The organism is Paenibacillus sp. NMA1017, assembly GCF_058895805.1.
Genome location: NZ_JBZXYR010000007.1, coordinates 1 through 26,045 on the forward strand (window position 1 = coordinate 1; position 26,045 = coordinate 26,045).

General features: G+C 47.6%; 22 protein-coding genes, 1 rRNA gene, 1 pseudogene and 1 riboswitch. Of the genes and pseudogenes, 20 read left to right on the forward strand and 4 right to left on the reverse strand.

The window, feature by feature from the left end; all coding sequences use genetic code 11:
• The first annotated feature begins 181 nt into the window (after positions 1 to 181).
• Positions 182 to 298: ribosomal RNA gene (gene rrf, locus AC5ELV_RS17220) — 5S ribosomal RNA — on the forward strand.
• 180 nt (positions 299 to 478) lie between these two features.
• On the opposite strand, the gene AC5ELV_RS17225 is transcribed toward rrf, so the two are convergent.
• Entirely contained in the window at positions 479 to 637 is a 159-nt protein-coding gene (locus tag AC5ELV_RS17225; RefSeq protein WP_165147892.1) for a hypothetical protein, read from the reverse strand.
• 295 nt (positions 638 to 932) lie between these two features.
• On the opposite strand from AC5ELV_RS17225, the gene AC5ELV_RS17230 reads away from it, so the two are divergent.
• The 5 genes from AC5ELV_RS17230 to AC5ELV_RS17250 all read left to right on the forward strand — a co-directional run bounded on the left by AC5ELV_RS17230 (position 933) and on the right by AC5ELV_RS17250 (position 7,214).
• Positions 933 to 2,264, forward strand: coding sequence for an extracellular solute-binding protein (locus AC5ELV_RS17230; protein ID WP_493431144.1), 1,332 nt, complete (start codon positions 933 to 935; stop codon positions 2,262 to 2,264).
• 228 nt (positions 2,265 to 2,492) lie between these two features.
• Entirely contained in the window at positions 2,493 to 3,383 is an 891-nt protein-coding gene (locus AC5ELV_RS17235; protein WP_493431145.1) for a carbohydrate ABC transporter permease, read from the forward strand.
• A 5-nt stretch (positions 3,384 to 3,388) separates the two neighbouring features.
• Positions 3,389 to 4,222, forward strand: a complete 834-nt coding sequence (locus AC5ELV_RS17240; protein ID WP_493431146.1) for a carbohydrate ABC transporter permease — start codon at positions 3,389 to 3,391, stop codon at positions 4,220 to 4,222.
• A gap of 30 nt (positions 4,223 to 4,252) precedes the next feature.
• Positions 4,253 to 6,049: a sensor histidine kinase gene (locus AC5ELV_RS17245; RefSeq protein WP_493431147.1), complete on the forward strand. Its 1,797-nt coding sequence runs from the start codon at positions 4,253 to 4,255 to the stop codon at positions 6,047 to 6,049.
• A complete protein-coding gene (locus AC5ELV_RS17250) occupies positions 6,030 to 7,214 on the forward strand; it encodes a response regulator (protein ID WP_493431148.1) in 1,185 nt (394 codons plus the stop codon). The genes AC5ELV_RS17245 and AC5ELV_RS17250 overlap by 20 nt, the downstream gene beginning before the upstream one ends.
• A gap of 71 nt (positions 7,215 to 7,285) precedes the next feature.
• On the opposite strand, the gene AC5ELV_RS17255 is transcribed toward AC5ELV_RS17250, so the two are convergent.
• Positions 7,286 to 8,191, reverse strand: coding sequence for a LysR family transcriptional regulator (locus AC5ELV_RS17255; RefSeq protein WP_493431149.1), 906 nt, complete (start codon positions 8,189 to 8,191; stop codon positions 7,286 to 7,288).
• A 160-nt stretch (positions 8,192 to 8,351) separates the two neighbouring features.
• Between AC5ELV_RS17255 and AC5ELV_RS17260 the strand changes: the two genes are divergently transcribed.
• The 6 genes from AC5ELV_RS17260 (at position 8,352) to AC5ELV_RS17285 (ending at position 15,066) form a co-directional block, all read left to right on the forward strand.
• The gene (locus AC5ELV_RS17260) at positions 8,352 to 8,942 is read left to right on the forward strand and encodes a UbiX family flavin prenyltransferase (protein WP_493431150.1); all 591 of its coding nucleotides are present in this window, start codon (positions 8,352 to 8,354) and stop codon (positions 8,940 to 8,942) included.
• Positions 8,943 to 8,970: 28 nt separating this feature from the next.
• On the forward strand, positions 8,971 to 10,389 hold the full coding sequence (locus tag AC5ELV_RS17265; protein ID WP_493431151.1) for a non-oxidative hydroxyarylic acid decarboxylases subunit C: 1,419 nt from the start codon (positions 8,971 to 8,973) through the stop codon (positions 10,387 to 10,389).
• 41 nt (positions 10,390 to 10,430) lie between these two features.
• The gene (locus AC5ELV_RS17270; RefSeq protein WP_493431152.1) at positions 10,431 to 10,655 is read left to right on the forward strand and encodes a non-oxidative hydroxyarylic acid decarboxylases subunit D; all 225 of its coding nucleotides are present in this window, start codon (positions 10,431 to 10,433) and stop codon (positions 10,653 to 10,655) included.
• A gap of 71 nt (positions 10,656 to 10,726) precedes the next feature.
• Complete coding sequence (locus tag AC5ELV_RS17275) at positions 10,727 to 11,188, forward strand: pyridoxamine 5'-phosphate oxidase family protein (protein WP_493431153.1); 462 nt, start codon at positions 10,727 to 10,729, stop codon at positions 11,186 to 11,188.
• Positions 11,189 to 11,351: 163 nt separating this feature from the next.
• Entirely contained in the window at positions 11,352 to 12,512 is a 1,161-nt protein-coding gene (locus AC5ELV_RS17280) for a serine hydrolase domain-containing protein (protein ID WP_493431154.1), read from the forward strand.
• 217 nt (positions 12,513 to 12,729) lie between these two features.
• Positions 12,730 to 15,066: an Ig-like domain-containing protein gene (locus AC5ELV_RS17285; protein WP_493431155.1), complete on the forward strand. Its 2,337-nt coding sequence runs from the start codon at positions 12,730 to 12,732 to the stop codon at positions 15,064 to 15,066.
• A gap of 71 nt (positions 15,067 to 15,137) precedes the next feature.
• On the opposite strand, the gene sdaAA is transcribed toward AC5ELV_RS17285, so the two are convergent.
• Together sdaAA and sdaAB are read right to left on the reverse strand one after the other, a co-directional pair.
• Positions 15,138 to 16,037, reverse strand: coding sequence for an L-serine ammonia-lyase, iron-sulfur-dependent, subunit alpha (sdaAA, locus tag AC5ELV_RS17290; RefSeq protein WP_013308429.1), 900 nt, complete (start codon positions 16,035 to 16,037; stop codon positions 15,138 to 15,140).
• On the reverse strand, positions 16,027 to 16,716 hold the full coding sequence (sdaAB, locus tag AC5ELV_RS17295) for an L-serine ammonia-lyase, iron-sulfur-dependent subunit beta (RefSeq protein ID WP_342427800.1): 690 nt from the start codon (positions 16,714 to 16,716) through the stop codon (positions 16,027 to 16,029). The genes sdaAA and sdaAB overlap by 11 nt, the downstream gene beginning before the upstream one ends.
• A 211-nt stretch (positions 16,717 to 16,927) precedes the next feature.
• A riboswitch (glycine riboswitch) is annotated at positions 16,928 to 17,043 on the reverse strand.
• Positions 17,044 to 17,380: 337 nt separating this feature from the next.
• On the opposite strand from sdaAB, the gene AC5ELV_RS17300 reads away from it, so the two are divergent.
• The 8 genes and pseudogenes from AC5ELV_RS17300 to AC5ELV_RS17335 all read left to right on the forward strand — a co-directional run bounded on the left by AC5ELV_RS17300 (position 17,381) and on the right by AC5ELV_RS17335 (position 26,031).
• The gene (locus AC5ELV_RS17300) at positions 17,381 to 18,985 is read left to right on the forward strand and encodes a DUF6359 domain-containing protein (protein WP_493431156.1); all 1,605 of its coding nucleotides are present in this window, start codon (positions 17,381 to 17,383) and stop codon (positions 18,983 to 18,985) included.
• Between the two features lie 325 nt (positions 18,986 to 19,310).
• Positions 19,311 to 20,342, forward strand: a complete 1,032-nt coding sequence (locus AC5ELV_RS17305) for an ABC transporter ATP-binding protein (RefSeq protein WP_493431157.1) — start codon at positions 19,311 to 19,313, stop codon at positions 20,340 to 20,342.
• Complete coding sequence (locus tag AC5ELV_RS17310; RefSeq protein ID WP_493431158.1) at positions 20,320 to 21,246, forward strand: ABC transporter ATP-binding protein; 927 nt, start codon at positions 20,320 to 20,322, stop codon at positions 21,244 to 21,246. Before AC5ELV_RS17305 ends, AC5ELV_RS17310 begins: the two co-directional genes overlap by 23 nt.
• 13 nt (positions 21,247 to 21,259) lie before the next feature.
• Complete coding sequence (gene opp4B, locus AC5ELV_RS17315; RefSeq protein ID WP_104497429.1) at positions 21,260 to 22,228, forward strand: oligopeptide ABC transporter permease; 969 nt, start codon at positions 21,260 to 21,262, stop codon at positions 22,226 to 22,228.
• A gap of 27 nt (positions 22,229 to 22,255) precedes the next feature.
• The gene (locus tag AC5ELV_RS17320) at positions 22,256 to 23,164 is read left to right on the forward strand and encodes an ABC transporter permease (protein WP_493431159.1); all 909 of its coding nucleotides are present in this window, start codon (positions 22,256 to 22,258) and stop codon (positions 23,162 to 23,164) included.
• 42 nt (positions 23,165 to 23,206) lie between these two features.
• Entirely contained in the window at positions 23,207 to 25,027 is a 1,821-nt protein-coding gene (gene opp4A, locus AC5ELV_RS17325; protein WP_493431160.1) for an oligopeptide ABC transporter substrate-binding protein, read from the forward strand.
• A 65-nt stretch (positions 25,028 to 25,092) separates the two neighbouring features.
• Positions 25,093 to 25,269 (forward strand): annotated as a pseudogene (locus tag AC5ELV_RS17330) (LysR family transcriptional regulator); the annotation flags it as partial.
• A 6-nt stretch (positions 25,270 to 25,275) separates the two neighbouring features.
• Positions 25,276 to 26,031: a LysR family transcriptional regulator substrate-binding protein gene (locus tag AC5ELV_RS17335; protein ID WP_493431328.1), complete on the forward strand. Its 756-nt coding sequence runs from the start codon at positions 25,276 to 25,278 to the stop codon at positions 26,029 to 26,031.
• Positions 26,032 to 26,045: the final 14 nt, after the last annotated feature.

Below are 26,045 nucleotides of genomic sequence, written 5' to 3' on the forward strand. Positions count from 1 at the left end.
CCAATACTAATCGGTCGAGGGCTTATCCTAAAAATAAAACGCAAATGAGTTTCGGATCCAGTTTTCAGGGTGTAACCTTGAAGGTATGTAGAAATACATACAACAAGCGCATGGCTATTCATTCACACGATAGGTGATGAACGGAATAACCGTACGGTAGAATTTACGATGTAAATTCATGTTTGGTGGCGATAGCGGAGGGGTTCCACACGTACCCATCCCGAACACGACCGTTAAGCCCTCCAGCGCCGATGGTACTTGGACCGCAGGGTCCTGGGAGAGTAGGACGTCGCCAAGCACGATAAAAAGAGCACAGCCTTAACGGGCTGTGCTCTTTTTCCTATAACCGATTTATTTATCATTCACATGAAAGATCTTCTTCATGGATTCGGTCAAAAGTTTTACGGTATCTTGGTTGTCCTTTGTATAGTAGTGCCTAGTCAGCATTTTTAACTGAGGACAGTATTAACTAGGGAAGTTAATCTATTTCAACCTGCTCTGTCTGAAGGACACTCAAGGCTTGAAGTTTACGGGTAATTTCCTTTTGCCACTTGGTATCTCCGACTTGTACGGCAAGATTGAGAAGATCCAAATAATCATCAATATGCAGGGAGGTTTTACTAAAAGTTTCTTTCACTGCGGTCCTGCCTCCTTTAAAGTCTATGTGTATTTATCATTTAATAATGATAATCATTATCAAACAACGATCTTATTCATATTATGCCTGTGTTCTAGATAAATTGCAAGTTATGATATTAATGAATTTTGAAGCACGCAAATGAGGGCTTGAAAAAACAAACCTTTCTCCTTAAGTTCACGCATTGTTCACGTCTTTTCTATGGAACATAATGAAAAGAACAAGCGGGCATTGAGTGTCCACCCATAAGGAGGGCAAAATTGCGCAATGCTTCAACAAGAGGAGGAAAAAGACTATGAGCAGAACAAAAATGAAAGCGTTTGCCATTCTGATGGCGAGCGCCTTGGCATTGACGCTGGCAGCTTGTAATAACGGACAAAGCGCAAGTCCGGGAAATTCAGGAGAACCGAGCAGAGGCACCGTAACGAAAGATGTTACGATTACCTTTCAGAACATCAATCCTGATCCGAGCACCCCTTCGTACAAAATGATTAAGCAAATTGTAGGTCAATACGAGCAGGATCATCCTCATGTCAAAATTAAATTGGATTCGCTAAATACAGATCAACAAAAGCTCAAGCTGAAAACACAGGCAGCGGCGAAGGAAGTACCTGATATCACGATTGTAAACCCGGCTGCACAGATGAAGCCATTCGTAGATGCCGGGCTGCTAGCTCCATTAAACGATGTGGCTGACAAAGAGGGGTTAAAAGATACGTTTCAGAATGGACTTCTTAATTACTATAGCTTTGACGATAAGCTCTATGCTTTTCCGGACGGTAACAATATAGAAGTGGTGTTTTACAATAAAGAACTGTTTAAGCAGGCGGGAATCCAAAAGTTGCCGACCACCTTTGACGAGCTGATTACGACGGTCAAAACGTTGAAGGCGAAGGGAATTACTCCGATTGCCATTGGGGAAAAGGATTCATGGACGGGTTCCCTCCTTTTTATGAACATTTTGTTGCGTACGAATGAAGGGCCGAATTTTCTCAATGATGTACTGGACGGCAAAAAGACGTTTAACGATCCAGCTTTTGTGGAAGCGGTGGATGCATTTCAGGAATTAGTGCAGGCAGGAGCTTTCCCGGATGGAGCTACATCTATTGACTATAATGCAGGCGGTAATATTTTTAAAACAGGAAAAGCCGCGATGTATATCATGGGTACATGGGAAACGGGGTCAATTGATGCTTCTTCGGTAGCGGGTAAGGTAGGAGCGTTTCAATTCCCTACGGTGAATGGCAAGGGTGATGTGAATGAGTATGTAATTGCGCCGGGCAGCGCGTTTGCGGTATCTGCGAACAGTGAACATTTACAGGAGACGAAGGATTTTCTGCACTATTTTATTACGGAGATGCCCAAGATTCAGTTTGATTTGAAAAATGCGATTGGTAGCGGTCAGAAAATGAAAGGCGATCTGAAGGAAGCGGGCTACTCCGAGTTAGCGATTAGTCTTAATGAGCTGTTCAAAAATGTAAAAGGGGGCGATCTCGCTTTTGATAATACGATGAATCCGGCTATTGCGCAGGCGCATCTGAGTAGCATTCAAAACCTGTTCGTGCAAAAAGAAGACTCTGCCCAAGTTGCCAAGGAACATCAGAACACTTTTGAAGCGAATAAATAAGTGAGTATTTTGCAAAAATCCAATAAGCGACTCCCAATGAACAATATATAGATCGAATTGGCCTAGTTCGTCTAGATATTGCACTTTGGAGCGACTGGAATTGAATTTTGCAAAGTCCTGAAGTAGCAAGCACTAGGGAGGGGGCAGAATGCTTCTTCCCTGATTGGAAATCATGTAGGTTGTGCATCCTCAGAAGATGTTCAGAATCAACACAAAGGAGATTAGAGCATGAATGTACTGAAGGTGCCAGCACGTACCATTGCCGTTTTCGTGCTACCTTGCCTGTTGTTGTATACCTGTATGGTATTTGTTCCGATTTTGGTGTCGGTGTATTGCGGATTGCTGGATTGGAACGGGATCGCGGAGGCAAAGTTTGTGGGGCTGGCTAATTTTGAGCGGATTTTTACAGCCGATCCAGTGTTCTGGCCGTCCGTGAAGCGGACCATGATGTTTGCTGTGTTTTCCATGCTTGAAATTCCGCTCTGCCTGCTGCTGGCTATTTTACTCAATCGCTATGTGCGTAAGGCCAATACGCTGGTTACAATGTATTTTCTGCCGGTTATTCTGTCGGTGGTCATTATCGGGCAGCTGTGGAAGACGATCTATAATCCAGCCTCAATGGGTGGAATGCTGAACGGTATTTTGCTGGCGATTGGGCTGGAAAGCTGGACACGCTCATGGCTGACGGAACCGCAGATCGCGATGTACGCCCTCTATTTTGTATCGTTGTGGCAGTATTTTGGCTATCATTTGCTTATCCAGTTTACCGGGGTGCAAAATATACCGAATGAGCTGTATGAAGCAGCCAAAATTGATGGAGCTGAAGGATTCAAAGCAGACCGCTATATTACGCTGCCGCTCATTGTACCTATTTTTAAGATATCAATTGTATTAGCATTTATAGGCTCGCTGCAATCGTTTGATTTGATCTGGGTGATGACGGGTGGAGGACCAGCCCATGCGACGGATACAGTATCCACGTATATGTACAATATGTCCTTTTTATCGATGAAATACGGATATGGCAGCGCATTAGCTTCAATTCTCGTAGTGATTTGCTTGTCATTTACAATTGTGATAAATTTTGTTTTCAAACGAATCGAAAATAAGGTAAGCTAAAGGAGATGGAACTGTTGAATGCCTTGAAAAAAACGGGAGTCTTTTCCTTATTGGCAATCTTAGTTGTCACACAGCTGTATCCACTCTTTTGGCTGCTGACCTATTCGTTGAAGACGAATGAAGAGATATTGAGCTCAAGCTTCTTTGCACTCCCTGAAGTGCCTCAGTGGCACAACTATCAGGAAGCCTATGAATCAGGGAGCTACTTGCGTTATTTAGGAAACAGTGTGCTGGTGACCGGGGTTACGATGATTTTCGTCATTTTATTAAGCTCGATGACTGCTTATGCGATTACACGTTTTCGTTGGCGCTTCGGGGCAGTTGTGCTGACCTTGTTTCTGATCGGGATGATGATCCCGATGCAAGCTACACTGCTGCCGCTGATGGTGATGTTTAAAAACGTCCATATTCTGAATACGTATTTCTCACTGATTTTACCCTATATCGCTTTTCAGACACCGATTGCGGTCTTCATCCTATCCGGCTTTATGCGGTCCATTCCCCACGAAATTGAAGAGTCCGCTTACATTGACGGAGCTAGCATTTATCGTATTTTCCGCAGTGTAATCTTACCCATCTCGATTCCGCCTATCATGACGGTATGTATTTTAACTTTCATTAACATCTGGAATGAATACATTATGGCTGCCACCTTTATCTCGTCCGAGAAGCTCAAAACTCTCCCTTTCGGCGTATATACGTTCGTCAGCCAGTATTCTGTGAACTACGGTAATATTGGTGCTTTTCTAGTCATGGGTGCCTTACCGGTCATTATTATTTATTTTGTTCTGTCCGAAAATATCACCAAGGGCATGGTTGCGGGAGCGGTTAAAGGATAGGCGGCCGATGCGAAAGGAGCGCACGGAGGTATGCTGCGCCGTTTTCAATCCATTCAATACCGCTTGTTTGTTCTGTTCCTATTGAGCATGTCCGGCATTGTACTGGCGGTCAGTCTATTATTTTACAACCGCACTACAGTTCAGTTCCATGATAAGGTCAGCGAGCTGGCGCGTAAAAATGTATCCCAGACGGCAGGACTGTTCGAATTGTTGCTCGGCAGCTATAACAGTCTTTCCAAATCGATCAGCAACAATATGGATTTGGTTCGTCTGTTGACGACGGATAGTAGTGATTTACCTGCTGTCAATTACATCAACGAACGTACAATTACGAATATCCTGGGGGCTATCTATTATTCGCGTGAGGATCTGATTGGCATTCATGTCATCACAGATACAGGCAAGGTATACAACTATGGCAATTATATGAATGTCATTGATACTCATTACGAACATACGGAATGGTATAAGGAAATTCGAAAGTCGGCGGGCAAAATTGCATGGCTGGGCGTGTATCCTCACTCTGTCATTGATCAGGTGGAAACGAGACCCGTGTTTGCGTTTGGACGGCAGCTCTATGATCTGGATGAGCACAAGCCGATTGGTATTGTCCTGTTTGAGGCGGAGCCGCGTTCTGTTTTGTCCGCTCTCCACAATTTGCGGTTAGGCACCAATAGTCAGGTATATCTGTTGGGTCATGAAAATCGAATTGTGTCGGCCACTTCCTCTGATCCGCCACCGGATTTGCAAAATCTAGAGCAGCAGGTACCGGAGGAGGATGTTATTGTAAATCGAAGTAATGAGAAAGTTGTAATCGCTTCCAAGTTGCCGTTTGCCGACTGGTCTGTGATTAGTGTGACACCTAGTGAGGATCTGAACGTGGAGCTGGTGCAAAATCAAAGGTACTTATTTATCGTGGCACCTATACTTATTATTGTGTCGGCGTTAATTGCGTCCATCGTCTCCAGGGGCATTTCCCTTCCACTCAAGCGAGTTATTCGGGAAATGAAGCGAGTAGAGACAGGGAATTTCCGCCATACGGTAAACACCAAATCCTATGAAGAAATCAATCAGCTAGCTACCTCTTTTAACCATATGGTAAGACGGATTGCAGAGCTAATCGAGCTGGTGCGTATATCATCGGTCAGCGAAAAAAATGCGGAGCTGCACGCGCTACAGACGCAGGTCAATCCACATTTTCTATATAATACGCTGGATATGATCTATTGGATGCTGGATGAAAAGGGACAGGATCAGCTCGGAGAGGTGATTCTCTCCTTATCTCATATGTTCCGTTACAGCAGCCATTGGGAAGAGGGGGCCGATGTAAGCCTTCGTGAAGAAGTGGAGCAGGTTGGCCACTATCTCACCATTATTCAAGCTCGGCTCGAGGGCAGGGTATCTGTAGACATTAGCATTGATGAACGATGGATGGATATCCGCTTGCCAAAAATGACCTTACAGCCCTTGATTGAAAATGCGGTGAAGCACGGACTGGAGCCTCTTCATGCGGATACAGGTGGCAAGCTGCTCGTCAGAGCGGAGGAATATGAGGGTGTATTGAGCCTGCACATCATCGACAACGGTGCAGGGATGGAGTACGAACGATGGGAGGTGGTCCAGGTCGCTTTGGCAGAACCCGGCAAACAGGCGGGCAGCGGGCAGGCGGGAGGCATCGGCCTGCAAAACCTAAATTTACGGCTACGGCACATGTTCGGAGAAGAGTACGGCCTACGGATCTCTAGCACACCTGGGGCCGGAACAACAGCCACTGTAAGTGTGCCTCTGCCACAGAAGGAGGAGAAACATGAATATTCTGATAGCTGACGATGAAAGTATGATTCGGCAGGGGATTCGGCGTACCATTGGCCAAGCTCTACCAACCTGCGGCATTCATCTCGCTGCTTCCACCGAGGAGGCAGCAGGCATTCTGGCGGAGCATCCTGTAGATATTGTATTAACTGATATCCTGATGCCCGGCATGGATGGTCTGGAATTCATGCGTATTTCTAAGCGAAAGCATCCTCATCTGCAGTGGGTTGTCATTTCGGCCCATTCCGACTTCCATTATGCACAAAGAGCAGTAAAGCTGGGTGCCAAAGACTACCTGTTAAAGCCGATTGGTAAAAAAAAGCTGCTGGAATGTATTGAAATACTGGCAGCCGAAGCACTTGTGGCCTCGCAGCAGGCGAACGAGGGTAGGCTTCTCAAATCCAATATGGTTTATTTGCGTGAAGCCGTTTTCCAACGCTATGCCCTTGGACTGGATACGGGAAAGCTGGATATACAGCCTTTTGTCGAAAACTATCCGGAATTCCATCTCTTCATGGTTCGTATGGAGCCTGATCACAAGCAGACGCATCTGGAGCATTTTATGATTGAAAATGTACTGTCCGAGCTCATTGAGGCAGGAGGCAGCGGCTTTGTCGTCAGTTTAGACCGCCATAGTCTGCTGGGCATTGCAAGGCTAAGGGATGAGGCAGAGGCCGCACGGCTAGAGACGTTGCTCGAATCCCATCTGAAGCGTTATGTGAAGGTGCCTCTACAAATTACACGTTCGGGTGTTCATCACAATTTTGCCTCCATACCTGAAGAGGTGGCGCGACTAAGACGTACGCCAGAGGAGATTGCAGCCGCAGCAGCGGATACAGGAGAATGTCTCCGCAAAGGCATGCATACGGTCGATGTGGCATTGCAATACATTCGGGCTCACTTTACAGAGGAGCTGTCGTTGGAGAAGGTGGCATCAATCGTATTTTTGAATCCGGTGTATTTCAGCCAGTTATTCAAGCAAAAGACGGGACAAGGCTACAAGGATTACGTCATTTGCTTGCGTATGGAGGAGGCGAAGCGGCTGCTCAGTGATCCTCATCTGCGGCTGGCTGATATTTCGGAGCGGATCGGCTATCAGGATATGCGGCATTTTACACAGGTATTCCGGCGCAAATGTGGAATGACTCCAACCGAGTATCGACATCAGGGAGTCAAGTAAGCGACATCAACGACCGAATGAAGGAAGTTTATCCAGCATCAGACTGTTTCAGGAGTAGAGCGGTAGAGCATCTACTCGGGAGCAGTCTTTTTTGTGTTTTCAGCTTGTAGCAGTTCAACCAATTTGCGAGCTGCATTGGATAAATATCGATCCTTGCGCCATACGACGGCAGGCCGCGTGAAGGGGAACGGCTCCTTAATGGAGAGTGTGCGAAATCTGTCCCCGTATTCTTGTCCCAAGCCAGCGTCTGGAATGATGGTAATTCCCATACCTGTGGAAACGAGCGAGAGAATGGTCGATATTTCAGGACAGTCCAGTACGACGCGCGGAATAAGATGGTGTTCCTGAAATTTGCGGATGACGGTTTCGTATAGTCCGTGTCCCTCTGTTCGGCGTCCCAACAAGAGGTCATAGCTGGCAGCTTCCTGTAACGTAATTTCCCCACTGGGATGACGATCTGCCCATTCAGACGGAAGTACGGCAACAAAGGAAACGCCCTCCAACTCAATTGAATGGTACGATTTGTCATCTACCGGAAGCAGCAATAGGGCCAGATCAACTTTATTTTGGTGCAGCAGCTCTTCCAGATGATGTGTGTCTCCGTGTCCTATTTTAACGTATACCTCTGGAAAATCCTGATGAAAGCGGCTGAGTTGTTCAGTAATCAGAGACATACAGGCGGATGACGTGCCTATGGAGAGTGTGCCGGTTATTTTGTTTTCAAACTCCCCAATCTCTCTACAGGTGTCCTCCATTTCAGCCAATAATCGCTTGGCGCGTGTATACAGTGTATATCCGGCCTCGGTAACCTCCCACTTCTTTCCTTCACGGTAAATCAGCTTTACGCCAAGCTCGTCCTCCATATTTTTGAGTTGTTGACTCAGTGGAGGCTGGGCCATGTTGAGCGTTCTGGCAGCCTTGGTGATTTGCCCTTCCTCCACGATGACACAAAAGTAATGCAGATGCTTCATATCCATTGGGATTCCTCCTCATTTCTAAACATCGCTTCATTTTGAATACTATTAAAGTATGCATTCCATATATTATATATATTTTTCGTGTGCAGGGAACAGGCGTATAATTTTTGACAGTAATGCATGGGTGAACATAAAACGATGGGATGAAAGGAGGGGACATATGAAGAAAATGATTGTAGGAATATCGGGAGCGACAGGATCGATCTTTGGTATCCGCATATTGCAACAATTACGGGAGGCTGGAGTCCAAAGCCATCTGGTGCTATCCCCGTGGGCTATTGCGAACATACCCTATGAGACAGGCTACACGGTGAAGGAAGTGGAGGCAATGGCGGATGCGGTCTACTCGTATAAGGATCAGGCTGCGCGTATTTCCAGCGGCTCCTTTCGGGTAGACGGTATGGTCGTCGCTCCTTGCAGTATGAAAACGCTCGCCTCCATTCGTATCGGTATGGCGGACAACCTGCTCACCCGATCAGCGGATGTGATGCTGAAGGAGCGAAAGAAGCTTCTGCTCATGACCAGGGAAACACCATTAAGCAGTATCCATCTGGAAAATATGCTGGAGCTGTCACGTATGGGCGTGATGATCCTGCCGCCGATGCCTGCATTTTATAATCATCCTGCAAGTATCGAGGAATTGGTGGATCATATTGTTTTTCGCGCATTGGATCAGTTCGGTATTGTCACAACCGCAGCCAAACGCTGGGATGGAATGAAGCAGACTGACTCCAGACTGCACCAGAATTGAGAAATCGAAAAACGAAGGAGAATGAATGATGGCTTATAAAGACTTTCGCGATTTTCTACACACCTTGGAAAAGGAGGGACAATTACTCACGATCAGCGATGAGGTAAAGCCGGAGCCAGACCTGTCAGCAGCTAACAGAGCGTTAAACAATCTTGGAGATAAGACGCCTGCTCTCTTTTTCAACAACATCTATGGATATACGGATGCTCGTATTGCAATGAATGTAATGGGCTCCTGGCCCAATCATGCCCTCATGATGGGAATGCCAAAAAACACGCCGCTCAAGGAGCAGTTTTTTGAATTTGCCAGACGCTATGAACAATTTCCGGTACCCGTGAAGCGGGAAGAAACCGCTCCTTTTCATGAAGTCGAGATTACGGAGGATATTAATTTGTTTGATATTTTGCCGTTGTTTCGTTTGAATCAGGGGGACGGAGGATTTTACCTGGACAAAGCAATTTTAGTTTCACGCGATCTGGATGACCCGAACACCTACGGTAAGCAAAATGTCGGCTTGTATCGGATGCAGGTGAAAGGCAAGAACCGTTTGGGCATCCAGCCTGTACCACAGCATGATATTGCGATCCATATCCGTCAGGCTGAGGAGCGCGGCGAAAATCTGAAGGTAGCTATTGCCCTCGGATGTGAGCCTGTAATTACAACGGCTGCTTCTACGCCGCTGCTGTACGATCAATCCGAATATGAAATGGCGGGCGCCATTCAGGGAGAGCCTTATCGTGTGGTCAAAGCGAAGGATGCAGATTTGGATCTACCTTGGGGAGCCGAGGTCATTTTGGAAGGCGAAGTGTTAGCAGGTGAACGTGAGTATGAAGGTCCTTTCGGTGAATTCACAGGTCACTATTCCGGCGGTCGCGCTATGCCAGTCATTCAGATTAATCGTGTATATCACCGCAAACAGCCTATCTTTGAGCATCTGTACATCGGGATGCCTTGGACGGAAACGGATTATATGATTGGTGTGAATACAAGTGTACCGTTGTTTCAGCAGCTTAAGGATGCTTTTCCTAATGAAATCGTAGCTGTTAATGCCATGTATACGCATGGGCTGGTCGCTATTATTTCCACGAAAACCCGGTATGGCGGTTTTGCAAAGGCTGTGGGAATGCGTGCGTTAACAACTCCGCATGGATTGGGGTATTGCAAGCTGGTGATTGTGGTGGATGAGGAGGTCGATCCGTTCAATCTGCCGCAGGTCATGTGGGCTTTATCCACCAAACTGCATCCGAAGCATGATGCTGTTATTGTTCCTGGCTTGTCTATTTTACCGCTTGACCCCGGCTCTGATCCGGCAGGTATGACGCACAAAATGATATTGGATGCGACGACACCTGTAGCACCGGATATTAGAGGCCATTACTCGCAGCCGCTCGATTCCCCGCTGGGTGTAGCGGAATGGGAGAAAAAGTTGAGCCAAATGCTTCGCTAAATATTTTTAAAAATAAATAAAAATTAAAGGAGTGCTGACAGATGCATATTTGTCCCCGTTGTGAATCTAATCGTTCGGAGGTTGTTACCCGCTCGCCAGTTAAAGGCACCTGGGAGGTCTTATTGTGTCCTGTATGCCTGTTCACATGGCGTACCTCAGAACCGGATAGCATTACGGATCCAGCAAAGTATAAATCGGCGTTCAAGGTAAACCCCCGAGATATTCCGAATGCTGCTCATGTTCCTCCTATTCCAGAGCGGATATAGGGTCGTTCGTAAGTAGCCGTAAATTATGGTACTTTGAAGTTATAGGCCAAATGTAAAGGGGATTATACTTCATGCAGACACCAAGGATCGGCAAGGAACTGTTCACGCTACTGGACGGCAAGGGACTGGAGAACAAGCAGCATGAAGCAATGATGCTGCTGACGGTCACGGAAGATCAGTGGCCGCACATAGCGATGATTAGTGTGGGCGAGGTTGTAGCGCTGGACGAGGGGAATTTGCGTCTGGCCCTATGGCCGGGTACGACTACGACAGGCAACATGATCCGTACTGGGAAGGCGACGCTTGCGGTGTTTACTGGGGGGAAGGCGCATTATGTGCGGTTGTCGCTGGAACATCTGCCTGCTTTGCCCGGAGCCAAGCATGTACGTGAGCGATTTGCGGCTCATGTTTTTGCAGCCAGAGAAGATTCGGCCCAATATGCGGATATCTTGACAGGTGTCACGGTCCGTCTCAAGGAACCGGAATCGGTGCTCCATCGTTGGAAGGAAACGGTGGCTGAGCTGTTAATGTAAAGCCATCTGATTATGACAAATAATCTATGTATTTACCAAGTTTACCGTTAAAATAAATGCGGGGAATAAGCGCTTACAAGGGATCGCGCTAAGCTTGTTGGAACAGGAAATTAGAGCGCGAGGGGAGGCTTGTTTCTTTGAAGGAAAAATAGGAGGGATGAATATGTCTCGTTTTGACAAGGTAGATCAGCTATTGAAACATTTCTTAGCAAATGGGCCGGCAGGTTGCGGTTGTGCCATTGCCCAGAATGGTAAAGTGTTGTATGAAGGGTATCATGGATATGCTGATCTGGAAGCCCGAAAACCAATCACTGAGGATACAGTGTATCGCTTGTTTTCCATGACAAAGGTTGTTGTCTGTGCGGCTGCACTTATGCTGTACGAACGTGGGCAATTTTTGTTGAATGAGCCTTTGTATGAATATCTTCCCGAATATCGTAATGCGCATGTATTCAAAACCGCTCCTAATGGATACACCTACGTGGATAAGGCGGAGAAACCCATTTTAATTAAGCATATATTCAATATGAGTATGGGTCTTCCTTACGCTTCCGAGTCTTCAGAAACAGGAAAAGCTATGCAGAAGGCGATTGCAGGATTAAAGGAAAAGCAGGGGAAATATGACCTGCGCACAGAAATTAAAGCGCTTTCTGAAGTTCCACTTGCGTTTGAGCCGGGAACACGCTGGTTATACGGATATGGACATGACCTTGTTGCAGGTCTTATTGAAGTAATTTCAGGTAAATCATTAGGGCAATTCCTAAAGGATGAAATATTTGATCCGCTTGGAATGAACAATACAGGTTACCGATATCGTGGAGATATTGAATCGCGGATGGCTTCCATGTATCAACGGATAGACACCGGAAAACTTGAGAAAATAGAGGGTTTCTTGGATGAATATCATCAGCCCGATGCTATATATGAAAGTGGAGGCGCAGGTCTGTATTCGACAGTTAAGGAGTACCTCACATTTTCACAAATGATGTCAAATGGCGGCACGGTAAACGGTGTGAACTTATTGGGTAGAAAAACCATTGATTTAATGCGTACAAATCATCTGAATACAGCTCAACTATCGGATTTCACCAATTCATACCATACAGGTTATGGCTATGGACTTGGTGTGCGCACGTTAATGGATAAAGCAGCTGGGCATGCAAACAGCTCGATTGGAGAATTTGGCTGGACGGGAATGGCAGGCACCTGGATTTCTATAGATCCAAGCGAACAATTCTCCGTCGTTTATATGCATCAGCTGGCCCCTAGTATGGAGGAATACCATCATTTGAGAGTTCGCGCAGCAGCTTATAGCTGTTTGTAAATGCGAGCTTGTGGATCTGTTGAGAAAAAACTCTTCACTATGCCTCTGAAGCTACACAAATTGTAATGTCTAATCTTTATCAGAAACGATCTAGTTAATAAGGACCAAATTTCCTTCGAAGCCTAAACTATTCTTTTCCATATGACGACATAAAACGTAGGTGTAAGGATTTTGCGAAATCCTTAATTTAAGTTTTGAAATGGGAGGGAATTAGATTTTGAAGAATAGATGGTCCGGTTTTCTGACGTTGGTCATCCTGATCTCAAGTTTTACATCATATGCAGGGTTTGCATTTGCTGCGGATGCGGTGCTTTCCAAGATTGTCCTTTCCTCTAACGAGGTAACTTTGCAACAGGGAGATACGGCTGCGTTGACGGCTACTGCTGTTTTTAGCGATGGGACAACCTCGAATGTAACCGTAAGCACGGATTGGAAAAGTGATAATACAGCTATTGCTACTGTGTATAATGGTACAGTTTCGGCCAAGGCTGAAGGGGAAGCCACCGTGGTTGCGACCTATAAAGAGAAGGTGCAATCGGTTCAGGTACATGTAACGAAAAAGGTTAAGGCGCTGACATCCAGTGTACAAAGCCTGAACTTGCGTTCAAGCGGTACAGGACAGGTTGATTTGACAGCGACATACAGTGATAACACAACAGCTCAGGTTTCGGGTGATGCTACCTGGACCTCGGATAATCAAAAGGTAGCCACAGTAGTAAACGGATTGGTTACCGCTCAGGGAGCAGGTACAGCCAATATTAAGGCCGTATATGGTCAACAGACCGTAACCATTGCTGTGCAGGTGGAGCAGGTTAAACGTCTCGATGTCAGTTCATCAGAGGTTTCTCTTTTACTGAAGGATACCGAGAAGGTTAAACTGACGGCGACGTTCCCTGATGGATCGGTACAGGACGTGACAGAGTCCGCTGAGTGGAGCTCCAGCAATGCAGCTGTGGCGGATGTACTGAAAGGTACCATTACCGGCTATAGCGCGGGAAAGGCGACAATTACAGGTAAATATGGCACGATGTCCGCTACAATTTCGGTGGATGTCGATCAAACGAATAAGCTGAAAGCCAGCGAATCCAATATTTTTCTCCGTCTGGATGAATCTAAAAAAATACAAGTTTCTGCCGTTTACCCGGATGGGACGGTAACGGATATCACAGATAAGGCTACTTGGACATCAAGCGATGAGAAGATTGCGACTGTGAATAAGGGAACGATTATGGCCATTGGAGCGGGTTCGGCTACGGTGACAGCTAAGTATGGAGATAAGACCGTTTCGATCAAGACAGATGTCGAAACCTCCAGATATCTGGATTTGAGTGAGGACAAGCTGAGCCTGAATGCTAAGGAATCCAAAAAGCTCAAGCTGACCGCAACGTATGTAACAGGTACGGAAGAAGATATCACAAGTAAGGCAGAGTGGAAGTCCAGCAATGAAGATATCGCTTTTGTCAGTGCGGGAGAAGTCACAGGTTATAAAACAGGTGAGGCTACGATCACCGCTTCTTATGGTGGCAAAACAGTTACAGCTACAGTTTCCGTAAATGTACCCGGTGATCTGTCTCTGTCCTCCAAAACGGCAACGATTGATATTGATGAGGACTATACTGCAACTTTGACGGCTACTTATGCGGATGGGCGTAAGGAAGATGTAACACAGGATGCAGAATGGGCTTCAAGCGCGGAAGATATTGCCTCTGTGTCCAAAGGAACGATTACGGGTAAATCCGCTGGTAAAGCGGTTATTACAGCGACCTATAATGGCAAAAAACTGACGATTAACGTACAAGTAGGCCTTGTAGACCGTCTGGAAACAGACTCGCGCGTAATTGCGCTTGGTGCTCAGGAAACGAAGCAGCTGAAAGTAACAGGCGTTAAGAGTGGCGGTACAAAAACAGATGTAACCAAGGACGCCACCTGGACAACTAGTAATGTAAAAGTGGTTGAAGTTAGCGAAGGTTTGATCAAAGCAAATGGTAGCGGTAAGGCAACTGTGACTGCTTCATATGGCAAGCAAAACATTACGTTTACGGTAGAAGTGGACGTAGCGCAAAAGATTGAAGCGGATGCAATCGCGCTATCGCTCAAATCTGGAGATCAAAAAACCATCGCGATTGTGGTTAAATCGAGTGATGGTAAAGAAAAGGACGTTACGACCCAAGCTGAATGGAAAACGTCTAATTATAAGGTAGCCACTGTTAAAAAGGGTCAGGTTACCGCGGTTAGCTACGGTAAAGCTAACATTCAGGCGAAGTTTGGCGGGAAGATAATCAGCGTACCTGTAGACGTTGATACGCTTAAATATTTGCAAACAGACGAAGTCGCATTGAATTTGAAGGCAGGACAGTTGGCTAAGGTAACGGCTACAGCCACGTATAAGGATGAGTCGGAGAAGGATGTTTCCAAACCGGCTGTCTGGTCCTCGTCCAGAATTATTGTTGCGACCGTCAAAGACGGTAACATTAAGGCACAGGGCAAGGGCAAAGCAGTAATTACTGTGAAATATGCAGGTAAAATGACGAAGGTACAGGTGACCGTTCAGTAAAAAAGAGAGCAAGCATACGTCCAAGGACGATATGCTTGCTCTTTTATTTTAAGGAGGCTACCGCTTATAAATTATGACTTATCCTTCTTGGTCGGTGTGTTGCGTGTAAGTGATTCGGTCAAACGCTTGCCAGTCGGCGTCTGGGCCAACCCGCCTTTGGCGGTCTCGCGATGCTTCGACGGCATCGCACTGCCGACTTCAAGCATTACGTCAATGACTTCGTCAGACGGAATAGCGCTGCGCACACCCGCCAAAGCCATGTCCGCTGCGGCAAGCGCAGTCACGGCTCCCAGCCCGTTGCGCACAATGCACGGGATCTCCACGAGTCCGGCGACGGGGTCGCAAATCAGGCCGAGCGTGTTCTTAAGAGCGAGGCCCACGGCGTGAACAGCCTGTTCAGGCGTACCACCGCGCAGCTCGACCATAGCGCCAGCGGCCATCCCGATAGCTGAGCCAATCTCAGCCTGACAGCCTCCCTCCGCGCCAGAAATGAAGGAGTTGTTGGCGATCACGTAGCCAATGGCTCCAGCGGCGAACAGGCCGTTCACCATATGCTCATCATCCCAGCCGAACCGCTCCTGTGCACTGATGAACACACCAGGGATAACCCCACATGAGCCTGCGGTAGGCGTGGCGACAATGCGCCCCATGGACGCATTAACCTCCGACACGGAGAGCGCATAAGCCATGGCGAGGGCGGAGGCATCACCGGAGCAGGTTTCCCCTGACCGCAGATACTCGGCCAGACGCTTGCCGTCGCCGCCCGTCAATCCACTGCGGGATACGGTGTCTTGTGTCTGACCGCGATGAACGGCTTCCTTCATGACTTCATAATAATCAGACATTTGGCGGAAGATTTCTTCCTCCGTTGTATTCGTCTCTTGTACCTGCTCTTGAATCATCAAACGGCCAATCGTGGTGGATTCTTCAGCGCATAAAGCGCTGATTTCATGCAGATGGCTAAACCTCATCGGATTCAGCTCCTTTTTTCAAATTAATCATCTTAATTTCATACATATGAGGTAAAGAACGCAGTTCTGCAATCAGTTCAGCTGGAGCAGAACTGTCCGTTTCAATGGCGGTGAGTGCTTCACCATCCCGGCCTTTGCGATCTACGTGCATATAGGCAATGTTAATGTGGGCCGCGCCTAGCGCTGAAGTTATCGCGCCCAATGTACCGGGCTTATCCGAGTGGAGAAGCACCAGCGTAGGCAGCTCTCCGGTCAGATTGACCCGGAATTCGTTGAGCTGTTGGACATGGATGCTGCCGCCGCCGATGGAGGAGCCCAGCAGTGTGCGCTGATCCTCGCCCTTCCACAACTCGAAACGGACGGTGTTCGGATGAGGCGCGGGTAGTCCGCTGACGGCGAATTCCACGGCCATCCCGGCTTGCTCTGCCCATTGCTCGGCATCGGGAATCCGGTGATCGTCCGTATCGTAATTAAGCAGCCCTGCGATGAGCGCCAGGTCTGTACCGTGTCCTTTATACGTGTCGGCAAAGGAGCCGTACAATGTCATGCGGGCACGGTCAGGCTGCGCCCCAAGCCAGTGCCGTGCAACGCGTGCGAGCCGAACCGCGCCTGCGGTGTGTGAACTGGAAGGTCCGGTCATGGCCGGACCGATAATGGAAAATACATCTTTGAAACGCATGGTGTGGCCCCCTGTATGTTCTAATACCATACTATATGGTATTTCCGCGTCTTTGCGCGGTTATGACGGTTGCTAATGCTGACGCACAATGTGAGCACAAAAAAGGACAGGATAAGGAAGTTTCCCTTATCTCTGTCCTCGTTACCTGAGAGTTTCGTGCGGTGTACTTACCGCCTTACCCCTTGGGTGGCTTGCGCTCTCTCCAGAGTTGCGTCAGATGACGATACATGGACCTGAGAGATTATCCGCCAGCCGGGTGCTGGCGTCTTGCTCCTTCGGTGCCGCCAGAGTGTAGGCTCCCTGGACAGACTCTCCCGTCATCTTCATTCGCGTATACCGTTCTACATGTCTTTCTTAGCGTAATGTATGCCGTGCTCGGTGTCAATCACAGGGTTCAATTTTTACATAAACGAGGATTTTGCAAAAACCCAATAAGCGACTTCCAATGAACAATATATAGATCGAAATGGCCTAGTTCGTCTAGATATTGCGCTTTGGAGCGACTGGAATCGAATTTTGCAAAATCCTGAAACAGGTGCGTTTCCAATAAAAAAGATTAAAATTTACATAATTATGGATAAAACCAGGAAGGAATTAGAAGATTGGCAGCTAATCTGATAAAGGACAAGTATATTTATGGAAATCATAGGAGGGATATTGACGTATGGTAAAAGGCTCACGGTTCACAGGTTCACGCTTAAAAGGGATGCTGCATCTAGCAGCAATCGTATCAATGCTGATCGGGATCTTCGTTCCATTCGGTCAGGTCAAGGCAGAGGGAGCATTGACAGTAGCCGAAGCACTTCAGCGCCAAAGCAGTGGAGGTACGGTGACGGTGGAAGGTTACATCGTCGGACATGCTACCGGATCGAAAACGGCTAACTTTTCTTCTCCGTTTGTGAATGATTTTAACGTACTGATTGCCGACCAGGCTAATGAACGTAGCACTTCTAATCTATTGGATGTACAGCTGACATCCGCGTACAGAGGGCAATTTGGGCTGTCAGGCCATCCTGAGCTGATCGGCAGCAAAATTCGTGTGACGGGTATACTTGGCGCCTACAATAATTTTGGTGGAGTGAAAAGCCCGAGCGCTGTTGAACTGGTGAACGGAAGCGAACCGGGGGAACCTGGTAATCCGGGCGAACCTGAACCTGGCAACCCGGGTCAACCTGGTACTACACTGCCGGATGGAAAAGGCAAAAAGGTGCTGTTCGATAATACGCACGCACAGACCGCTGGTGCAGCAGATTGGGTCATTGAAGGCGCCTTCTCCGACTTTGCCAATGGACTGCGTAATGTAGGCTTTACGGTAGACCAATTGAATCGTCCCATTCCTTTTACTTATGGAGAGCAGGCCATAACATATGACAAGCTGCGCCAATATGATGTGTTCATCATCGGTGAAGCGAATGTTGCCTTTAAGGCATCCGAGCAGGCTGCCCTGCTGCAATACGTGAATAACGGGGGGAGCGTCTTCTTCATCTCCGATCATTATAATGCGGACCGTAACAAAAACCGTTGGGATTCCTCCGAGGTTATGAATGGCTACCGTCGTGGAGCCTATACTAATCCGGCCAAAGGCATGACTGCAGAAGAAGCTGCATCACCGGCGATGCAAGGATTAACAAGCTCCGATTGGCTGGCGACCAACTTTGGCGTTCGTTTCCGTTACAATGCACTGGGCGACGTGAATGCTACCGACATTGTAGCCGCAGATCAATCTTTCGGCATTACCAAGGGTGTGCGCTCGATTGCAATGCATGCAGGATCTACGCTGGCTATTATTGATCCTACCAAGGCTAAAGGCATTGCTTATATCCCTTCAGGCACGAAAAAATGGGGTAATGCGGTAGACCAGGGAGTTTATAACGGCGGGGGCCGTGCGGAAGGACCTTATGCCGCTATCTCCAAGATGGGTCAAGGCAAAGCAGCGTTCATCGGTGATTCTTCCCCTGTAGAAGATGCTACACCGAAATATGTGCGTGAAGAAAACGGACAGTCGAAGAAGACATATGATGGTTTCAAAGAAGTGGATGATTCCACCTTCCTGGTACAAACGGTCCAATGGCTTGCATGGAAGCAGGACTACACGAAATTGTCTGATGTGGCAGGTTTGACTCTGGATCAACCAACGAAGCTTCTGCCATTCGAGGAGCCTGCGGCTTCCACGGAACCGCAGCCTGAGCCTTGGTCTGCTCCGGCAGCAGGCTACAAATGGTACGATCCTAGAACGTTCAAGTCTGGCTCCTATGGAGCAGCTTCATAATTATCGCCAGAAGCTCAATGTGAGTTGGTATTGGTTAGTCGTTTGATCCCTGCAGAGGGATCAGGCGACTTTTTTTGTGATGAAAATTAACCTATGGTTGGTTATTTCATTACATTTTGTGCCAGAAAGGCCGCGCTGCTGCTGGATCATTGATTTTTTAAATGATGTTGATAGCATAATCTTAATTGATATATCCATATACTGGTGATAGGATGTATTCAAATTATTCCGACAAAAACGGTATGTAATGTTCATGAAAGGTTTTAAACATCAAGCATGGTGAGAATAAGCGGGACAAGACCATGGAGAATGGAGGAAGCGCGCATTGAATACCGAACCCGTGTTGGAAATTAAAGGATTATCCGTATCTTTTCGCATCAAGGATCAATATCACCCCGCAGTCGACCATCTGGATCTGACGGTCAACCCCAATGAAGTGCTGGCTGTAGTCGGAGAATCCGGCTGTGGCAAAAGTGCGCTGGCACTTTCGATCGCACAACTGCATGACATGGAACGCACGCGTGTAGAGGGAGAGGTCCTTTTTAAAGGCACGAACCTGAACCGTCTTTCTTCAGGGCAAATGAATAAAATCCGCGGAGCAGGCATTGGCATGATCTTTCAGGACCCGCTGACAGCACTTAATCCATTGATGAGCATTGGCAAGCAGATTGAGGAAAATCTTGATTATCATACGTCACTATCTACGAAGCAAAAAAGGGAACGTGTGCTGGAGCTGCTGGAAAGTGTAGATATACCGAATCCTGTGCGTGTGTATGAGCAGTATCCGCATGAACTATCAGGAGGGATGCGGCAGCGTGTGATGATCGCGATTGCCATAGCTTGCCGACCTTCTCTTATTATTGCAGATGAGCCGACTACTGCGCTCGATGTAACGATCCAATCGCAAATTCTCGACTTGCTCAAACAGCTTCAACAGGAGACCGGGAGCGGAATTATCCTGATTACGCACGATCTTGGTGTTGTGGCAGAAGTAGCCGACCGCGTGGTGGTCATGTATGCCGGAGAAATCGTGGAGAGCGCTGATGTTTTTGAATTATTCAGGCATCCACAGCATCCGTATACGCGTTCTTTGCTTGCTTCTATGCCGGGATCGCATACCAAGGGGGAATCACTACATGTCATCGGCGGCATTGTTCCCTCATTACAAGATATCCCCCGCAATAGCTGCCGCTTTGCTCCGCGTATTCCCTGGATTCAGCAGAGAGTGCATGAAGACCATCCCCAATTAAATGAAATTTCACCTGGACACTGGGTCCGTTGTACATGTTACCAGCATTTTCATTTTGAAGACGAGGCAAAGGGGGAGGCTGCCCATGGCACTACTGGAGTTAAATGATTTGAGGGTCCACTATCCGGTACGTGGTGGTTTCTTCCAGCGTGTTATCGATCAGGTGAAAGCAGTGGATGGCGTGTCGATCAGCATTGAGGCAGGCCAAACATACGGGCTGGTGGGAGAATCCGGCTGCGGAAAGACGACGACAGGCAGGACGATCATCGGTCTAAATAAGCTGACAAGCGGACGGATTCTGTTTAAAGGAAAGGACTTTGCAGCTCTGAGCCGTAACAATCGCCATCCACTGCGTAGAGACATCCAGATGATTTTTCAGGACCCATACTCTTCGCTCAACCCGCGTAAGCGCGTATTGGATGTCATTGCTGAACCGCTGCGAAATTTTGAAAGGCTAAGCAGTGAGGAAGAACGAAGGAAAGTACAGACGTTGCTGGAAAAGGTCGGCTTGAACGCCGATGCAGCCTACAAATATCCGCATGAATTTTCCGGGGGGCAACGGCAGCGGATCGGGATCGCGCGTGCGCTGACATTAAACCCCAAGCTGATCATTGCTGATGAGCCGGTGTCGGCACTGGACGTTTCCGTGCAGGCACAGGTGCTTAATTTTATGAAGGATGTGCAACGGGAATTTAATTTGACGTATTTGTTCATCAGTCATGACTTGGGTATTATCCGCCATATGTGCGACCAAATCGGTATTATGTACCGGGGCCGTCTAGTGGAGCAGGGGAGCGAGCAAGACATTTATGAGCGTCCACAGCATCTGTATACCCAACGCCTCATTGCAACCATTCCCAATATTGATCCTACAAAAAGGCTGGAAAATGCTCGAAAAAGGCGAATGCTTTTATCCTCCTACAAAACAGAGCTACCCAAACATCTAGACGCGAGTGGAAAGCCGTTTGCACTAAAATCAGTAAGTCCATCCCATCAAGTCGCGCTACCATAAGGGGGTACGGAATATGTGGAAATTTACACTGCGTCGGCTGCTGGTTATGATCCCTCAACTTTTTGCACTGAGCGTGCTTATATTTTTCCTGGCTAAGGCTATGCCGGGGGATGCCCTGACAGGACTTATTACCTCGACACCCAATCTGAATCCGGCCGCACTGGAAGAACAGCGACAAAGACTGGGACTGAATGATCCGGTGTGGGTGCAGTATGGGAACTGGCTCGTCCAGCTTGCTCACGGGGATCTGGGCAAATCTTATGTACATAAAATTAGCGTTACCGATCTGATTGGCAGCCGTCTGGGGAACACGTTCTTTCTGGGCGTAGTAATTCTGGTTCTGACGTATCTGATCGCCATTCCGCTCGGCGTACTTAGCGGCCGTTATCAGCATAGTCTACTGGACAAAACCGTAGTGGGCTATACCTATCTTAGCTTTGCGACACCTTTATTTATACTCGCGTTGCTGCTGCTGTACGTATTCGGATTCAGGCTCGGCTGGTTTCCGACCAGCGGCAGTGTGGATGTAGGTGTGGAGCCGGGGACATGGTCATATTACGTGAACAAGTCGTATCATCTCATTTTACCAGCGGTTACAGGCGCATTGCTCAGTACAACGGCTACAATTCAGTATTTGCGCAATGAGGTCATTGACACACGACTGAAGGATTTTGTGAAAACAGCGCGTTCCAAAGGGGTACCTGAAGGTAAAATTTATTCCCGCCATATTTTTAAAAACTCTCTATTGCCGATTGCTGCCTTTTTGGGCTATGACCTGACGGGAGTAATTGCAGGCAATATTTTTCTTGAATCTATTTTCGGTTATCCGGGGTTGGGCCAATTATTTCTCCAGTCCATCACTCAACGGGATTTTTCAGTCGTGAACGCGCTGGTCATGATCTCTGGCTTCTTGGCACTATTAGGGACCCTTTTATCTGATGTCATCCTGAGCAAGGTCGATCCCCGCATTCGAATTGAATAGCGAACAATCTAGAGAAAGGGAGGGATTATGGTGTCTATACAGGTGGAGGAAGTCTTCTCGCCGGAAAGCATTCGTAAATCACCATCCAGTTGGTCTGTACTGCGTCGTGAGCTGGTGCGTGACAAAATGGCCTTGGTTTCCATTGGCTTTGTGATTCTGTTCTTGATCTTTATATATGCCTCTGTCCTGTTTGTCAATCAGGATGTAGTCACGACGGTCGATTTGGGCGCAATCCGTGAAGCCCCCGGCTCAGTGCATTGGCTGGGTACAGACCGAGCGGGCAGGGATATTTTCGGCCAACTGGTCATTGGAGCCCGCAATTCCTTCACCATCGGCTTTACGATTACATTGCTATCCGCCGCTATTGGCTTAACGTTAGGTTTGCTGGCTGGTTTTTATGGGGGACTGGTCGATAACATCATCATGCGAATCATTGATTTTATTCTGGTACTTCCATTTTTGATGTTGGTCATCGTGTTTGTCAGCATTGTACCCAAAAGCGGCATAGGGTCCTTTATTTTCATCATGACTGCCTTTTTATGGATTGGAAAAGCACGTCTGATCCGGGCCAAGGTGTTGTCGGAGCGCGAACTGGATTATGTGCAGGCTTCCAAAACCCTTGGCACACCCAATTGGAAAATCATCTGGTTTGGCGTGCTGCCCAATCTTAGCTCGGTCGTGATCGTCAATCTGACCCTCAGCCTCGCGGGAAATATCGGGATTGAGACCGGGCTTTCTTATCTCGGTTTTGGCTTACCGGAATCTACGCCAAGCTTGGGTACACTGGTGAGTTATGCGAATGACCCGGATGTTTTGCAGAATAGCTGGTGGATGTGGTTGCCTGCCTCACTGCTTATTTTGGTGCTAATGCTGGCGATTAACTTTATTGGCCAGGCGCTCAAACGCGCCACGGATGCCAGACAACGATTGGGTTAACCGAAGTTCAAGGATAAGAACAATGACAAGGAGGGATTTACAATGGTTAAACACTGGAAAAAAGGGATTCTGCCTGTTCTATCTGCAATTTTGGTACTTTCATTGGCCGCATGCAGCGGCTCGCCTTCCGCTTCGAATGGAGGAAAATCGTCTGACGGTACAGGCGGCTCAGGGTCCGACAGCAAACAGGTGAATACGACAGCGCTGGCGAAGGCGATCAAGAACGATAAGGCCCCGATTAAGGGTGGCATCATCAATTATGCACTCGTGTCTGATACCCCTTTTGAAGGTATTCTGAATCCTGTATTTTATGAAGGCAATCCTGATTTTGAAGTCTTCCAGTTTTTCTACCCTTCTATGTTTTCGATTGACTCCAATCTGAATATTGACGATAAAGGGGCGGCGACGATTTCCTTTTCCCCAGACAATAAGGCGGTGACTGTCAAAATTGATCCCAAACTGAACTGGACGGATGGTAATCCTGTAACGGCGGAGGACTATGCTTTTTCCTATGAAGTGATCGGTCATAAAGACTACGAAGGTCCGCGTTATGATAGCTTTATGACCAACATTGTGGGCATGGAGGATTATCACGCAGGTAAGGCCAAAACCATTTCTGGCATCAAAGTGCTGAATGAGAAAGAGGTTACCATTCATTTCAAGGAACCTAATCCTTCGGTGAAATCGGGACTGTGGTCTACACCACTGGAGAAAAAGGTGTTTCAGAATATTCCCGTGAAAGATATGGCCGGATCTGATCCTGTCCGTAAAAATCCGATTGGCTATGGACCGTTCAAAATTAAATCTATGGTCACAGGTGAATCTGTGGAATTCGTCAAAAATGAAGATTATTTCCACGGTGAGCCCAAGTTGGATGGCCTTCATCTGAAGGTGGTGAACCCGAATGTCATTACCGAGGCGCTGAAAAGTGGAGAAGTTGACTGGGCCAGCTATCCAACCACCCGTTACAATGAGGCCAGCAATCCGAAAAATGTACAGTTTCTCGGTCAGGAGGAATTATCTTATAGCTATGTGGGCTTTAAGATGGGCAAATTCGATCAGGCCAAGAATCTAAATATCATGGACCCGAACGCTAAGCTGGCGAACAAGTCATTGCGTCAGGCCCTCGGCTATGCGCTGAATAATGAGCAGGTCGGCAAGCAGCTCTATCATGGACTTCGGATTCCAGCAACATCCCTGATTCCGCCTGCCTTTAAGGGATATCATGATGTGAATGCGAAGGGCATCGCATATGATCCAGACAAGGCGAAAAAGCTGCTGGACGAGGCAGGATATGTGGACACCAATGGAGATGGATACCTTGAGGACCCTAAGGGTAAGGAACTGGTGCTCCATTATGCAGCAATGAGCGGGGATGCGACAGCCGAATCGCTGGCGAAGTTTTATTTGCAAAATTGGAAGGATGTCGGGCTTCATGTCGAGCTGGTGGACGGTCGTCTGCTTGAGTTCAATTCTTTCTATGACCGTGTGCAGAAGGATGACCCCGGCATTGATATTTTTGGCGGCGCATGGAGTACAGGTACAGATGTAAACCCTAGTGGGCTGTATGGACGCGGAGCCAGCTTTAACTACTCGCGCTTTACCAGTGAAGAGAATGATAAGCTGTTGCAGGAAGGGGTGTCTGTGAAAGCCTTTGACGACAATTATCGTAAAGATATATACAATCAGTGGCAGGCGTATATGAGCGAGGAGGCCCCAATCGTACCGACGTTATTCCGTTATTCGTTGGAGGCAGTGAATAATCGGGTAGCCAATTACGATATTACCCGTGGCAAGGAGTATGATGCAGACACGTTTGCGAATATTACGTTGACTGCGGAAAAAGCAGAAGTAGCCCAATAATCTCAAAAAAGCGCAATAACCTGAAGAAGAAGCGCGAACCGGATTGATCCGATTTTGCGCTTCTTTTGACCTTTTCATGCAATCATTCTGGGGATTCTCGAAGGGAGAGAAGGAAGACGGAAATACGTCAGCTTCAATACTTCATTGCCGTATGCGAGGAACTGCATTTTACGAAAGCTTCGGAAAAGATCGGAATCTCCCAACCCACGCTTAGCTTGCAAATTAAGGCGTTGGAGGAGGAATTGGGCATGACGCTCTTTGACCGTGCAGGCAAGAAAATTAAAATGACAGATGCCGGGAAATTGTTGCTGCAACACAGTGCGCATGCGCTCAAGGATTTACAGCAAGCGAAGGCTTCCATTGAGGAGTTGCGCACCGAGCAACGCGGGAGTTTACGGATTGGTATCGCATTACCGGAGCTGGAGGAACCATTGCAAGAAATGCTTATCCATTTTCATCAGTCATTTCCTAAAGTCAGCCTGCACATCCATTCATCATTTGATGTAACAGAACAGCTGCTGGATAACCGAGTGGATGTTGGGATTTCACTGCATTCGGGTACGGATGAAAGGCTTGTCCAGCTTCCTCTTCGTACGGAGAACTACTGTCTTGTTGTTCCGGTAGAGCATGTGTTTTCCAACCGTTCTTCCATTACGCTGGACGAATTGAGGCACGTACCTTGGGCGATGCAGCCTGAGTGTCATCTTGGCAGGAAACTGATTGAGAAGTGCTTCCGTGATCGCGGGTATCCCTTTGCGACCGTCTTGGAGACCAATTCCATACCTTCCATCCTGCGCTGGGTGCAGGAGGGACTTGCCGTAACCCTACAGACGGAGTCCCTTGCGGCAGAAATGGATCGCTCACACTTTTGCACTGTACCTATTTTGCATGGGGCGCCCCAGGGTCAGCTAGAGTTGATTTATCGGTCTGGCCGTTATCAGGGAGAAGCGTTGAAGCAATTGATTAAAAAGATACAAGCTGTACTAACAGTGCGTTCCAACTAGTGGCAACCCTGATG